16 protein-coding genes are annotated in these 13,373 nt (G+C 73.8%); 5 read left to right on the top strand and 11 right to left on the bottom strand.

Going from position 1 to position 13,373, the window contains the following annotated elements:
* Window positions 1–41: 41 nt before the first annotated feature.
* The 9 genes from ACFVU7_RS30210 to ACFVU7_RS30170 all read right to left on the bottom strand — a co-directional run bounded on the left by ACFVU7_RS30210 (window position 42) and on the right by ACFVU7_RS30170 (window position 7,373).
* Entirely contained in the window at window positions 42–1,301 is a 1,260-nt protein-coding gene (locus ACFVU7_RS30210) for an SLC13 family permease (protein ID WP_388048422.1), read from the bottom strand.
* 152 nt (window positions 1,302–1,453) lie between these two features.
* On the bottom strand, window positions 1,454–2,272 hold the full coding sequence (locus ACFVU7_RS30205; protein WP_388048214.1) for a DUF4253 domain-containing protein: 819 nt from the start codon (window positions 2,270–2,272) through the stop codon (window positions 1,454–1,456).
* A 51-nt stretch (window positions 2,273–2,323) separates the two neighbouring features.
* Window positions 2,324–3,331 carry an aldo/keto reductase gene (locus tag ACFVU7_RS30200; protein WP_388048212.1) on the bottom strand — a complete coding sequence of 336 codons (1,008 nt, stop codon included), beginning with the start codon at window positions 3,329–3,331 and terminating at the stop codon, window positions 2,324–2,326.
* A gap of 65 nt (window positions 3,332–3,396) precedes the next feature.
* Window positions 3,397–4,281 carry a trypsin-like serine protease gene (locus ACFVU7_RS30195; protein ID WP_234348714.1) on the bottom strand — a complete coding sequence of 295 codons (885 nt, stop codon included), beginning with the start codon at window positions 4,279–4,281 and terminating at the stop codon, window positions 3,397–3,399.
* 124 nt (window positions 4,282–4,405) lie between these two features.
* Entirely contained in the window at window positions 4,406–4,798 is a 393-nt protein-coding gene (locus ACFVU7_RS30190; RefSeq protein WP_388048210.1) for a hypothetical protein, read from the bottom strand.
* Between the two features lie 396 nt (window positions 4,799–5,194).
* On the bottom strand, window positions 5,195–5,404 hold the full coding sequence (locus ACFVU7_RS30185; RefSeq protein WP_049660537.1) for a cold-shock protein: 210 nt from the start codon (window positions 5,402–5,404) through the stop codon (window positions 5,195–5,197).
* A gap of 305 nt (window positions 5,405–5,709) precedes the next feature.
* Complete coding sequence (locus ACFVU7_RS30180; RefSeq protein ID WP_074001055.1) at window positions 5,710–6,120, bottom strand: sigma factor-like helix-turn-helix DNA-binding protein; 411 nt, start codon at window positions 6,118–6,120, stop codon at window positions 5,710–5,712.
* Window positions 6,121–6,292: 172 nt separating this feature from the next.
* Window positions 6,293–7,078, bottom strand: a complete 786-nt coding sequence (locus ACFVU7_RS30175; protein WP_049657953.1) for a helix-turn-helix transcriptional regulator — start codon at window positions 7,076–7,078, stop codon at window positions 6,293–6,295.
* 19 nt (window positions 7,079–7,097) lie between these two features.
* Window positions 7,098–7,373, bottom strand: a complete 276-nt coding sequence (locus ACFVU7_RS30170) for a hypothetical protein (protein ID WP_375874348.1) — start codon at window positions 7,371–7,373, stop codon at window positions 7,098–7,100.
* A 760-nt stretch (window positions 7,374–8,133) separates the two neighbouring features.
* Here ACFVU7_RS30170 and ACFVU7_RS30165 point away from each other — a divergent pair.
* The 5 genes from ACFVU7_RS30165 to ACFVU7_RS30145 all read left to right on the top strand — a co-directional run bounded on the left by ACFVU7_RS30165 (window position 8,134) and on the right by ACFVU7_RS30145 (window position 11,615).
* A complete protein-coding gene (locus tag ACFVU7_RS30165; protein WP_049657959.1) occupies window positions 8,134–8,571 on the top strand; it encodes a hypothetical protein in 438 nt (145 codons plus the stop codon).
* 4 nt (window positions 8,572–8,575) lie between these two features.
* Window positions 8,576–8,968, top strand: coding sequence for a hypothetical protein (locus tag ACFVU7_RS30160; RefSeq protein ID WP_049657962.1), 393 nt, complete (start codon window positions 8,576–8,578; stop codon window positions 8,966–8,968).
* 68 nt (window positions 8,969–9,036) lie between these two features.
* On the top strand, window positions 9,037–10,308 hold the full coding sequence (locus ACFVU7_RS30155) for a S1 family peptidase (RefSeq protein WP_380782011.1): 1,272 nt from the start codon (window positions 9,037–9,039) through the stop codon (window positions 10,306–10,308).
* Between the two features lie 223 nt (window positions 10,309–10,531).
* The gene (locus tag ACFVU7_RS30150; protein ID WP_082346111.1) at window positions 10,532–11,515 is read left to right on the top strand and encodes a helix-turn-helix transcriptional regulator; all 984 of its coding nucleotides are present in this window, start codon (window positions 10,532–10,534) and stop codon (window positions 11,513–11,515) included.
* Window positions 11,478–11,615 carry a DUF397 domain-containing protein gene (locus ACFVU7_RS30145; protein ID WP_388048207.1) on the top strand — a complete coding sequence of 46 codons (138 nt, stop codon included), beginning with the start codon at window positions 11,478–11,480 and terminating at the stop codon, window positions 11,613–11,615. The genes ACFVU7_RS30150 and ACFVU7_RS30145 overlap by 38 nt, the downstream gene beginning before the upstream one ends.
* A 64-nt stretch (window positions 11,616–11,679) precedes the next feature.
* Here ACFVU7_RS30145 and ACFVU7_RS30140 read toward each other — a convergent pair whose 3' ends face one another.
* Together ACFVU7_RS30140 and ACFVU7_RS30135 are read right to left on the bottom strand one after the other, a co-directional pair.
* On the bottom strand, window positions 11,680–11,907 hold the full coding sequence (locus ACFVU7_RS30140) for a holin (RefSeq protein WP_049657972.1): 228 nt from the start codon (window positions 11,905–11,907) through the stop codon (window positions 11,680–11,682).
* A 287-nt stretch (window positions 11,908–12,194) separates the two neighbouring features.
* A complete protein-coding gene (locus ACFVU7_RS30135; RefSeq protein WP_388048205.1) occupies window positions 12,195–13,241 on the bottom strand; it encodes a questin oxidase family protein in 1,047 nt (348 codons plus the stop codon).
* Window positions 13,242–13,373 lie beyond the last annotated feature (132 nt).

Genomic DNA, 13,373 nt, shown 5'->3' with positions numbered 1-13,373 from the left:
CCGGCGCGGCCCCGGCACCCCGGCGCCCGTCGAGGCCCCGGTCAGACCCCGATCAGGCGCAGCGAGGCCCACAGGGCCAGGACCGCGGCGGTGAGGGTGGCGGGGACGGCGAGCAGGCCGAGGCGGGTGAACTCGCGCAGGTCCACCGGTACGCCGCGGTCGCGGACGATGCCGCGCCACAGCAGGGTGGCCAGCGAGCCGGCGTAGCTGAGGTTGGGGCCGATGTTCACCCCGAGCAGGACCGCGAGGACGGCGCCGGGCCCGACGGGGGCGGCCAGCGGCACCAGGGCGAGGGTGGCGGGCAGGTTGTTGATGACGTTGGCGAGGACGGCGGCCAGGGCGGCGGTGGCGAGCAGGGCGGGCAGCGCGGTGCCGGACGGGACGAGGTGGGCGAGGCCGGCGGCCAGGCCGTTGTCGACGACCGCGCGCACCACGATGCCCAGGGCGAGGACGAACGCCAGGAACGGCAGGGCGGCCGAGCACACCACCGTCGCGGGGGTGGCGTGGCCGCGGGCCAGGGCGCGGGCGGCCAGGACGGTGGCGCCGGCGGCCGCCGCCCAGGCCGGGTTGACGTCCAGCGCGGAGGTGAGGACGAACCCGGCGAGCGTGCAGCCGACGGTGGCCAGGGCGAAGACCGGCATGGCGGGGGCCGGTCCGGTCTCGGGGGTCTCGGCCGGGGCGGCGTCCAGGTCGGCGGCGAAGCAGCGGCGCAGCACCAGGTACTCGACGCCGACCGCCGCCAGCCACGGCAGCGTCATGAGGGCGGCGAAGCGGCCGAAGCTCAGGCCGCTGGCGGTGAAGGCGAGCAGGTTGGTCAGGTTGGAGACGGGCAGCAGCAGCGATGCCGTGTTCGACAGGTGGGCACAGGCGTACAGGTGCGGTGCGGGCCGGGCGCCGAGGCGGGCGGCGGTGGCGAGGACGACGGGGGTGAGCAGGACGACGGTGGCGTCCAGGCTGAGCACGGCGGTGACGACCGAGGCGACGGTGAACACCTGGACCAGCAGGCGGCGCGGGCGTCCGGCGGCGCTGCGCGCCATCCAGGCCCCGCAGGCGCGGAACAGTCCCTCGTCGTCGCAGAGCTTGGCCAGGACCAGGACGGCGGCCAGGAAGCCGATCACCGGTCCGAGGCGGGCGGCTTCGGCGGTGGCGTGCTCCAGCGGGACGGCGCCGGTCGCCACCAGCAGGGCGGCGGCCGGCACGGCGACGACGGCCTCCGGCCAGCCCCAGGGGCGGGCGACGGCGCAGACCAGGACGAGCACCAGGAGTCCTGCGGACAGGGCTTCGGCGCAGGCGGTGTTCAGGGCGTGCTCCTCGGGGGGGGTGTGGTGCGGTCGGTGCTCGCGCTCGGTTCGCGGCCCGGCGCAGCATGCCACACCGGCGGCGCTCGGCCGCCGGGCGGGTCCGGGGGGCCGGGGGGCATGGGCCCCCGGCCCCGTACCCCCCCGGGGTCAGGTCAGTCCCACCAGAAGGACCACTGGTGGGCGTCCACCAGCTGCTCGGCGTAGGCGGTGAGGGTGCCGGTGCCCTGGAAGACGAGGTCGGGGCAGAAGGCGGTGTGCTCGGCGGCCAGCGGGAGCGCCTCGGCGAGCGTGGCGGGCGGCACGGGGACGCTCAACTCCAGGGTGGCGAAGCCGACTTCGACCACCTGGGTGCCGAAGCGGCGTTCCCAGTCGGCGAGCACGGCGGCGATCCTGCCGGTGCCGGCGTGGTTCGCCGGGCCGCCCCAGCCGCAGACCGTCAGCGCCTCGGCGCCGCTGCCGGCCCGCACCAGGCCGAGGCGGACGTCCTTGACGGAGCCCAGCACCTCGGCCAGTTCCCGGGCCTCGGTGCCGGCGGCGCCGTCGGGCACGGTGGCGGCGGGGGCGGGGCCGGGCCAGACGCGGCCGTAGGGGGCCAGGGCCTCGTCCAGGATCCCGGCGTCCTCGCTCACGTCCCCGTCCCCGTCCTCGTCCTCGTCGACCTGCCTCCACCAGCCGCGCAGCAGCGCCTGCGGGTCGTAGCGGGAGGGCTCGGAGGCCTCGGCCGGGTACAGCTCGCCGGACAGCCAGGGCCGGTAGTCGTCGTCGGTGCGGTCCAGCGGGCTGAGCAGCAGCGGCCACAGGCCGGTCTGCGCGTGGGCGCGGTGCAGCTGCCGCCACAGCCCGGCGGGCGCGGGGTCGTCGCTGATCCACAGCAGCGGCTCCCGCCCGTCCTCCTCGGTGACCAGCCGGCCGGGCGGCAGGTCGACGGGCAGGGCGGCGAGGGCGGCGGCGAGGTCCGGGTGCTCGATCATGCGGCCCACCGTAGGGGCGGGCACCGACAGCGCCCGGCGGCGGGCGCCCCGTCAGGACCAGGGCAGTGCGGCCCGCGTGCGCCAGTAGGCCTCGGCGGGCTCGGCCATGGGCGCGAGGGCGGCGAGGCCCTCGGGGGTGGGGCGCAGGTGGGTGGCGGCGAGGTTGGAGGTGAGCTGCTCGGGGGTGGCGGCGCCGGAGAGGACGGTGTCGGCCCAGGGCTGGGCGGCGGCCGCGGCCAGGGCGAGGGCGTCGGCGGTCGCGCCGGTGTGCTGTGCGAGGGTGCGCAGGGCGGCGGTGTCGGGGCCGGTGGCGTTGCGGCCGGCCAGGCGGCCGTTGGCCATGGCCTCCTTGACCACGACGAGCCAGCCGGCCGCGTGGGCCTCGGCGAGGGCGGGGGCGGCGGAGGTCTCCAGCAGGTTCCAGGTGGCCTGGACGGCGGTGAACAGCGGTCGGCCGTCGGCGGTGACGGCGAGGGCCCGGCGGATGGTGTCGGCCTGGGCGGGGCCGCTGGTGGACAGGCCGACCCGCACGCCGTCGGCGGCGAGGGCGGCGAGGCGCCGGTGCAGGGCGGGGTCGGTGAGGGCGGGGCTGTCGGGGGTGACGGAGTGGACGAGGTAGACGTCCAGGTGGTCGCCGAGCAGGGCGCGGGTCTCGTGGATCTGGCGGTCGTAGACGGCCGTCGAGTGCTCCTTGACCTCGTGTGCGGCGACTCCGCTGGTCCGCCAGTCGGCGGTGTAGGTGTAGCCCCACTTGCTGCCGACCGTCACCTCGGCGGCGGCCCGGGGGTGTTCGGCGAGCCACTGGCCGAGGAACTCCTCGGCGCGGCCGTAGGAGCGGGCGGTGTCGAGGTAGCGGACGCCGGCGGCGTACGCGGCGTCGAGCAGGGTGTGGGTGCGGGCGCGCAGGGCGTCGACGGTGCGGTCGGCGGGCAGGTCGGTGTCGCGCCCGAGGTTGATGTAGCCGGGCCGGCCGACGGCCGCCGTGCCCAGGCCGAGGCGCGCGGGGTGCGGGCGCGCGGCGGGGGCGGGGGTTGCGGTGGCGGCGGGGTCGGTCGGCATGGCGGGTTCTCCTCGGGCGCGACGGTTCTCACCTGGGACTTTAGCCGCGTGGTGGTGCCGGGCCGTCAGCCGGCGGCGATGGTGGCGCGGATCCAGGGGGCGTAGGCGGGCACGTCGGTGTACAGGCCGGGGCCGCCCGCGCAGGGCACGCCGGGGGCGCCGGGGCCGGAGGTGGCGCCGACCAGTTCCCAGCGGCCGCCGCGGCCGCGCTGGATCTGGGGGCCGCCGGAGTCGCCGAAGCAGGCCATGGCCTGCGGGACGCGGCTGAGCGTGCACAGGCGGGTGGGGTCGGCGTAGCCGGGGGCGCAGTCGGCCGGTGCGCCGATGCGGCTGGGCAGTTCCTGGAGGCGGTCGGGGAAGACCATCTGCTGGTAGTCCTGGGTGTCGACGACGGTGCCGAAGCCGAGCAGCCGGGTGGGGGTGCCGGGGGTGCCGGGGTGGTCGGCGATGCGGATGGGCTGCCCGGCGGCGGGGCGGTCCAGGCGGACGAGGGCGAGGTCGTCGTGGTTGGGGCGGGTGGCGCCGTCGCCGAAGCCGAAGCCGGGGTGGACGACGACGCGCTCGACGTTCCGTACGCTGCCGCCGCTGTCGCGGTGGGCGCTGCCGATGCGCACGGTGCCCTTGAGGGTGACACCGGTGTCCTCGGTGCCCACCACGCAGTGGGCGGCGGTCAGCACCCACTGGCGGTCGATCAGGGTGCCGCCGCAGGCGCCGTCGGCGAGTTGCTTCGCGCTCAGCGGGAGGGTGGCCATGAAGGGGTAACGCTCGGTGGAGTCACGGCCGTTGACGATCGCGGAGGCGCTGCCGCTCATGGCGGTGGCGCCCAGCGCGGCGGCCAGGGCGGCGACGGCGGCGATCCGGGCACCGCGGCGGCGGGAGGCGGGCTCGCCGGCGGTCGTACGGGCGGCGGTGGTACGGGGGGCGGTGCGGACGGTCGTGCGGAACGACACGGGTGACGGCCTTTCGGTCGGTCGGCTGGTGCGGATACGACCAGTCAACTCGGCGCCCGCCCGCCGCAACACCCGGCCAGCGGGCCGCTCCGGCCTGGGGGTAGCCCCCGGACCCGCCGTCGGGCTACCGGGTGGCCCGCCCGTACTCCCCCGGCGACGGCGACGGCAGCGGGGGGACGCCGGTCGGGGCGACGCTCTGCTCCAGGCGCAGCACGAAGTTGACGTAGCCGAGCGGCTTGCCCGGCCAGTGGCGGTCGTTGCTGGTGAGCAACTGGCTGCGCAGGCCGTCGTGTTCGGTGACCGGACCGGGGGTGGTGCGCAGGTTGGGCTGCCAAGTGCGGCCCCACGGGTGGTGTTCCAGGGACAGCGTCCAGCTCTCCTCGTCGACCGCGATCGTGGCGCCGACCCGCCCCGGCAGCACCCGCAGTCCGTACGCACCGCGCACGACCGCCCGCTGGTCGAAGTCGGCGCTCGTGCCGACCACGGTGATCCGCCATGCGCCGTGGAACCTGAGCACGCCTGCCTCCTCGCGCCGCGGCGCCCGCTCCGGCAGCGGGCGCCCCGTCCACGTCTACGGTCCCGGTCCGCCGTCGGGCTCACCCCGGGGCGGGCGCGACCGCCGGCTTCTGCACGGGACGGTCGGCGGCGGGCGGGAGGGCGTGGACCGGTTCGCGTCGCCTGGTCCGGCTCGTACGGCGGGTCCGGCGGGTCCGGCGGGTCCGGCGGGTCCGGCGGGTCCGGCGGGTCCGGCGGGTGGGCGGATTCCCTCATGCCCGTTTTATTCCGGTTCGCGAAGTCCGCGAATAAGGAAAACGGTCGGCGACGGCGGGCGGACATGGGCCGGGGCCCGTACCGCCTGTGCGGTACGGGCCCCGGTTCCCTCTACGATTCGAGAATCGTGCGGCGGGAAATGTCAGAGAGCGACGGGGCGGATGTTCTCCGCCTGGAGGCCCTTCTGGCCCTGCGTGACGTCGTACTCGACCTTCTGGCCCTCGAGCAGCTCACGGAAGCCCGAGGCGTTGATGTTCGAGTAGTGGGCGAACACGTCCGGGCCGCCGTCTTCCTGCTGGATGAAGCCGAAGCCCTTTTCCCCGTTGAACCACTTCACGGTGCCGAAAGCCATGGGAAATTCTCCTTCTAAGGCGCTGTAGACCGCACTGCGCGGGCTACTCGTCGCCGCACTGATGACCCGCCGGGATCTCAGAAAAAAAATACGCCTGCGATGGGAATCAGCAGGCGCACACAGAGTTCATGGGAACCAAAACTGCAACTCCTACGACCGTAACAGGCCTCGGGCCGAAACGGGAATTCTCGCGGCGCTCTTCTTCGGCGCACCGGTGACCTCCGGGTGCGCCGCCGGCCGTACGGGCCGGCCCGCCGGCCCGGCCCCGGGCGCCGCGCGGCGGGGGCACCCCCGGGCGGGGCCGCTCAGCGGCGGGCGGCCGCCAGGGAGCGGAGCTGGACGTGGACGGCGGCGGGCTCGGTGCCGGTGAGGGCGGCGATCTCGGCGGCGGACAGGTCGAGGACCAGGTGCAGCAGCAGGACGTCCTGCTGGGCGGCGGTGAGGTGGGCGACCGGGCCGAGCGGCCGGGGGCCGGCCAGGGCGCAGACGCGGCGGCGCACCGCCTGCCAGGCGCAGGCGGCCGGGCTGGCGGTGGCCAGGGCGTCGAGCCAGTGGCCGCCGAGCTCCTCGAAGGCGGCGCGGACGGCCAGGGGCGCGTCGGCGGGCGACAGGAGCAGCGCGGCGTAGTCCAGGTAGTGGCGCAGGTGGAGGTCGTGCAGCGCCCACAGGCCCAGGGCGGGCCCGGGGGCGGCCGGGCGGCGTGGTGGTGTCGGCATGGTGGTGTCCCGAGTTTCCCGAGGTGTCCCGAGGTTTCCCGCAGGTGGTGCGGGCGGGCGCCGGCCCGCGGGCGGATGCCGGCCCGCGACGGGGACGCGGGCGGGTGCCCGTCCGTGGGCGGCTGGGGCCCGCGGCCGGGACGCGGGTGGCGCGTCCCGGCCGCGGACCGGGTCACACGAGCACCGGCGGGTTGTCGTCGGTGCCTCCGCGGCCCGCCGCGCCGGAGTGGCCGGGGCCGTCGTCGCGGTCGGCGGCCAGGTTGGTGCGCAGGGTCATCCAGAGCCGGAACAGGATGTCCGTCGACGTCCCGGCGCTGGAGGACTGCATGGCCCGGGTGAACTCGCTCTGGTACGTGCGCGAGTTGACCGGGAACGGGGTGCGGGCGTTGTTCGTCCGGTCCCAGGCCGCCGCCCACAGCGCGCGGCGGGCCTCCCGGACCCCGCAGACCTCCATGTAGGCGAGGAAGACGGGTTTGCGCAGCGGGGCCTCGCCCTTGAGGACCAGGGCCAGCGTGCTGGAGGGCAGGCGCCCTCCCCGGTCGCGGGCCCGGCGGTCCAGTTCCCGCAGGGAGGGCCAGTCGGCCTTGCGGCGCATCTCGTGCATCGCCCGGCGCAAGTCGGCGAAGGAGTCGACCTGTTGGGGGTCGACCCGCCTCGGTGCGCGCAGCCGCCGGCTCCCCGAGGGGCGGGGCACGTGGGCCCAGTAGTTGGCGTGGACCCACTTGCGCCGGGCCGTCTTGAGGTCGCCGCCGCATTCGCCGGTGACGGCCTCGACGACCTTCCAGCTCGGCAGGGAGCGCCCGCTGGCGGCCCGTTGCAGGGTGGTGGCGTGGTAGTTGGTCCGAACGGCGAGCTGACTGTACGTCAACCCGGCCTGCTCGCGCTGCTCCCGCAGCCAGGCGGCCAGTCGGCTCAGCGCCGGCTCGGTCGTCTCGATCGGGTTCTCTCGGCGTCCCATCGCAGGCAGGCGCTCTCCCCTAGGCCCGTCCCCTTTGCAGCCTGGAGGCCAACAGCCAGCCCCCGGTGGTCAGTTCGAGCGCCACTCCGGCGGACATGCCGGTCGCCACCAGGGCGGCGGTGAGCGCGACCGTCAGGACGACCACGACGATCACCACGGCCACCTGGCCGGCGGTCACGGCCGTCACGGACGACTGTCCGGCCACGAACGGCCAGGGCAGGGCCGGGCGGCGCGCGGGCCTCGGGACGCCGTCCGCGCAGGGGATGGGGACGCGCTTGTTCCGCTTCCTCGTCATCGAGGGAACCCTCCTATATCACTGTCCACTCCAACGGGTGGGCACTTGTGCGGTTGGCGTCGCACGGGGTGCCCGTTGGATGACACTCTGTCAGGCATATGGGTGAATCCCAATCGGTTCCGCGAACATCGCGCGGATTGATGCGCGACAGTCCCGGCCCCTACCTGAAATCTTGCGAACGTCGTACCAGAAAGCCGCAGTTCAACGAATCGAAACCGGATTTTGATGCGCCTTTGTGCAGCGCGCCCTTGTAAGCCGTCCTGGCCGGGTGTGACGATTGACAGCGGCGTCACCCGGACCTGCGGGTCCGGAACCCGGGGGGCGCTGTTCACTCCAACATCTCGGGAACATCGGCAGCGGGCCGTGTTGGCGCATGGGCCCGCCCGAACAGCAGAGACCGCCCGGCCCCGGTGGCCCGAGGCGGTCTCTCTGCACTCCGGCGGTGGCGCGGGCTCCACTTGTGACGGGCCCCGCCACCGCCCCTCCCCGCATCCCCCGCATTCCCCGCCGCCTGCGGCGGCCTTCCCGTTGCGGAGGCCTGTCCTCCTGAAATCATGGGCGTGGTACGGGAGTTCACCGTTTCGCCGTTCATCGGTTGTCTACCCGGGGCGCCGGGCGGGGTGTCCGCGGCCGTGGTGACCAGGGTGTCGACAGGACGTTGACCGCTTGTCTGCGGGAGTCCACGAGCGTGTTCCTGGTCCGGTCACGGACTCGGCGGCCGCCAGGTGGCACCGCCGGCAGACGACCCAGGAGGACTCGCATGTCCCGCATTCCCCATCGCACCCGTGCCGCCGCCGTCGCGGCCCTGGTGACGGCCGTCGCGCTGCCCCTCGCGGGTACGGCCACCGCCTCGGCGGCGGTGCCCGCCGGTGTCCGGAGCGTCCAGGGCGCGCCGAACTCGACGCTGGCGGCGGACGCGCCCACGACCTGGGCCGAGAAGAACGGCGGCTACGTCCAGATCAACTGGACCCCGCCGAACAACGTCGGCAAGTACGACTGGATCGGCCTCTACAAGCGCGACCCGAACGCCATCGGCATCGACAACTACGAGACCTGGCAGTGGGCCTACAACCACGGCACCTCGTACCTGACCAGCGTCCCGGCGGTCAGCGGCGACTACTGGACGGCCTACATCTCCTACGACTACGCCTCCAGCCAGTACCGCATCATCGAGTCCCACCGCTCCCACATCGACTGAGCCGGTGGCCCTGTCGACGAAGGCGGCGGCGCTGGCCCTCGCCCTGCTGGGCGCGCTGCCCGCCCAGGGCGCCGCGGCGGCCCAGTCCGCGCCGGGCACCTGGGCCGCCGCCGTCCACGTGAAGGAGACCCAGGTCGTCACGATCGGCTGGAACTACAACGGCAACCCGGTCGGGAAGTACGACTGGGTCGGGCTGTACAACTGCGACCCGGACAAGTGCGGCGTGAACTCCTACGTCTCGGGCGCCTGGCAGTGGGCCTCGTACGGCACCTCGTACACCTTCACCCGGGAGCTCACCGACTCGCTGGTCGGCGCGTACTGGACCGGCTACGTCTCCTACGACTACGCCTCCGGCCAGTACCGGCTGATGTCCTCGCAGATGAACATCCTCGCCTGAGCGGTGGCCCGGCGCCCGCTCGCTCCCCTCTCACCTCAACACGTTCGATCCGCACGAAGGAGATGACCATGAAGGTCTCCAGGAAGACCCTCGCCAGGGCCGGAGCCGCGCTCCTGCTCGCCGGGGTGACCCTGGCACCGGCCGCGGCCCAGAGCCCGGCCGTGGCCTCGGCCACCGGAACCGTCGCCTTGACGCCCCCGGCCGCCCCGGGCGGCGCCGCCCACGCGCTGGCGCAGCAACTCGGGCTCCCCGAGCAGCAGGTGGCGCAGCGCCTCGCCGCGGAGGGCGGGCTGTCGAAGACCGCCCGGGCGTTCCGCGACAGCCAGGGCGACAAGGCCGCGGGCGTGTGGCTCGACGTGATGAACGGCGAGGTCCACGCCAACGTGCTGGACGACGAGGGGGAGCGCGCGGCCCGGGCCGCCGGCGTCATCCCGCAGCGCGCCGCCTACACCACCGCCGAACTCCGGGAGGTGCACGAGCGGCTCAACGCGGCCGCGGAGAAGAAGCTGACGCCGGGCGACAGCTCCTGGTCCCTGGACAACCGGACCGACCGTGTCGTGCTGGACGTGCCGGCCGGCACGGACGCCGAGGCGATGCTGCGGACGGCCGGCATCACCGACGCCGACCGTGCGAAGGTCAGCGTCACCACCCACCAGGGGACCGCCTACGCTCGGACCGGCCTGGTCGGGGGCGACGGCCTGCGGGACGAGAACAACACCGGCACCTGCTCGGCCGGAATCATGATCAAGCAGGCCGGTGTGACCTACCTGGTGACCGCCGGCCACTGCTGGCCGGAGCAGTCGAACCCGGCGATCCGGCGCGACGACAGCTCGCAGGACAGCGCGCGCAACACCCGGATCGGTCGCATCACCGACCGGCAGTTCCCCGCCTCGGACTACGCGCTGATCGCGATGGACAACCCGAAGGGCTGGACCCCCGGCGGGCGCGCAGTCAAGACTTCCGACGGCTACAACCTCTACGACGGCTACATCCGCAACGCGGACAACGAGATACCCGACGGCGGGCAGATCTGCGCCTCGGGCGTGACAAGCGGCTGGCGGTGCGGCACGTTCCTGGACGGCATCTCCACCTACACCACGGTGAGGAGGCTGCCGGACGGGCGGGAGGAGACGTACACCTCGTACAACCAGGTCAAGGTCCTCGGCATGCAGTCCGAAGGCGGTGACAGCGGAGGGGCCGCCCTCTACGGCAGCAAGGCTGTCGGCACGGTGACCGGTGGTTCAACCGGCAACTCGATGAGGCCCTACACCTACATCCAGCCGCTCTCCAGGATCGCGCAGGACCTCGGGGGCATCTCCACGGTCGACTGGAACCAGTGACCGCCCCACGGCACAGGTGAGGAACGCGAGCACCCTCGGTGCGGGAAGCCGGCCCGGCCGGCTTCCCGCACACGCCTGTCGGGAACCGGGCCTGTCCCGTCCGAACAGCGGTCGGCGGCAAGGGCGCACGCCGGGGGCGCGCGCCATGACGCTGTGCAAGCAAAAGACCGCATTCCGGTAACAACCCGGAGGATGCCGGGACTACGGTGACGATCACACCGGAGTGCGGAACCCGCAGTACCTGAGGGGATTTGGGATGCCACATCGGCGTCTGGAGAACGGTCTCACGTCGAGCCCGGCGGTGATGTTCGGCGAAGCACTCCGCTTCGCGCGCGATTTGGCGGGCTACACGCAGGAAGGACTGGGCAAACTCCTGCACTGCCACCGAACAGTGATCACCCGGTACGAGAGCGGCAAGCGCTCGATGCCGAGGGACACCGTCGAACGAGCCGACGAGCTGCTCGGCATGAGGGGCCTGCTGGTGCGGCTCTGGGAGCGGGTGGACTGGCATGCGGACATCGAGCACCCCGACTGGTTCCAGAAGTACGTCGAGCTGGAAGCGGAGGCCGTGGCCGCCCGGGTGCTCCAGTACATGCGGATCAACGGGCTGCTTCAGTGCGAGGAGTACGCCTACGAGATGTTTCGCCTCGGCGATGCCCGGAACAACCCGGAGTGGCTGGCCGAGCGGGTGGAGGCTCGGCTGAGTCGGCAGGACCGCTACCTGGTCGACAACGGGCCGTCAATGATCGTCGTCCTCCATGAGAGCGCGATCCGGAGCGTCATCGGTGGACCGGGCACCATGAGAAGGCAGATGGAGCACCTCCTCTCCGTCGGGGAACGGTCCAACATTCTGATCCAGGTAGCGCCGTTCTCCTGCAGGACGCGGAAGCTGCCGACCACATCGGTGGTGCTGCTGGAGCTGCCCGACGGGAAGGAGTGGGTCTACTCGGAGAGCCTGTACCGAGGGCACTTCAGCGACGCCCCTTCGATCGTGCAGGAGGCCCGCCGGGACTTCGACCTTGTCCGCGGGTCTGTACTCTCGGTCGACGACTCCCATGCCTTCATGACCGAAGTAACGGAGGAATACCGGTATGCGGAACGCCGAGCTGAGCGGGGCGCAGTGGTGCAAGAGCAGCTACAGCGGGGACAACGCGGGCGAGTGCATCGAGGTGGCCCCCGGATTTCCCGGTCTCGTCCCTGTGCGTGACTCCAAGGACCCCCACGGCCCGGCCCTCCTCTTCCCGGCCGCCGCCTGGGACTCCTTCATCACCGCGATTCGGAGGGACGAGTTCCCGGCCGAGGGCTGACCGGACATCAACGACAGGGGGCGGGGCGCCCGATAGCGCCCCGCCCCCTGCTGTGCCGGGCCGGCTACTCGCGGTTGCTGCGGCCCAGCAGGGCGGCCGAGTCCGGGTCGCCGATGCGGGTGGCCACCGCGCCCTTGAGCACGGTCAGGGCCGCGGGCAGCGCCGCGACCGCCGCCGCCTTGAGCGAGCCGATCGATGTGAGGTCGAACTTGTCGGCCAGCAGCAGGCCGAGGAACGCCACGGCGTACGTGGCGACGGTGCGCTCGACCAGGTCGACGATGAGCTTCCGCATGGTCAGGACTCCTTCGCGGTGAAGGTGGTGGGGTGCGCGGTTGCGGAGCACCCGGTGGCGGCGCCGTTCTTCGGAGGGCATGCCGTCCTGCGGGACTGCGGTGGGGTGCCGGACACCCCGGGGCGGGGCCGTCGGAGCCGTCGGGGTCGGAGGGGGTCGACGGGGCCAGAGGGTCGGAGGGCATGCGCCATCGGGGAGTTGCCGCCCCGGTGTACACGTTCAAGCCGCCGGATCCGACGACGCGCCCCGGTACCGATTTCCTTTCCGCGTCCGGCCCCGCGCCCGCCTCACCCCAGCGGGGCGCTCAGCTCCACGGCGCGCAGCGCCGCCGCCAGGGCGGGGGCGTCGCCGACGTCGAGGGCGGTGTCCGCCAGCTTGATCACGTGCTCGTCGCCGTGCGCCAGGGCCTGTTCGAAGACCTCCTCGGGGGTGAGGGTGCCCGGCGGGGTGCAGGCCGCCGGCTCGGTCGGCGCGTACATCGCGGTGACGGCCGCCGACGCCGTCCAGGCCGCCCGCAGGCCGGCCGGCCACAGGTCCGGCGGGAGCGCGGGCAGGGCGCGCAGCACGGCGTTGGGGGCGGTGGCGGCGTGGACGAGCATGGTCTCCTCGCCGTGCCCGTAGGCGGCGTAGCGGTGGGTGGCCGCCCGTACCAGTTCCGCGAGGCGGTCGGCCGCCTCCTGCGGCCGCGTGACCCCGGCCGCCCACGCCGGCAGGGCGGTGACGCGGTCGAGCCGGGCGGGGAAGCCGCCGTCCTGGAGGGCGATGGGCGGCACCGCGTCGAGGGCGGCGGCCGCGCCGGACAGCACGCCGGGCAGCGTGGCGAGGGCGGCGACGGGCCGGTGGCGGGCGGCCCAGTAGCCGAGGCCGTGGGCGAGTTCGGCCAGCCGGGGCCCGGTGGCCTCGCCGCCGGACAGCAGGGTGCGCACGGCGTGCCCCACCCGGATCACCGGGTGCGTGGAGCCGCCGTACAGGCCGGGCAGCAGCCGGGGCCACCAGCGGGCGAGCACCTCGCGCCAGGGGTGGTCGGCGAGTTGGCGCTCGAAGTGGTCGATCCAGTCGGCCGCGCGGCTCGGATCGCCGAGCGCCGCAGGCCAGTTGGCGTCCGTGACCGGCTCGACGCGCCGCGGGAAGTCCTCCAGCTTGCGCGCGTACAGGTCGAGCCAGCGGTGCACGGACCGTGCCTGTCCGTGGGCGGCGAGGGCCTCGACGGCCATCGGCGCGTGGTTGGTGAGCCGTCCGAGCCGTTCGGGCCCGGAGGCGTGCAGTCGTTGGAGCGCCTCGTCCAGAATGCCGGTCGTATCCGTCGTGTCCGTCGTATCCACGGCAAGGACCATAGGCGGGACGCCACGGACGGCGTAACGGGCCGGAGACCTAGGGCCTGTGTGATGTTGTGATCAGTTGGGTGGTCGCACGAGGTCGTCTATCCAGATCATTGAGGCGCGGAGGTGGAGGCCTGCGAGGTAGCT

Source organism: Kitasatospora sp. NPDC058046 (genome assembly GCF_042885595.1).
Lineage (GTDB): Bacteria > Actinomycetota > Actinomycetes > Streptomycetales > Streptomycetaceae > Kitasatospora.
Note: the sequence above shows the minus strand (reverse complement) of the source record. Positions and strands in the feature narration are given on the sequence as shown.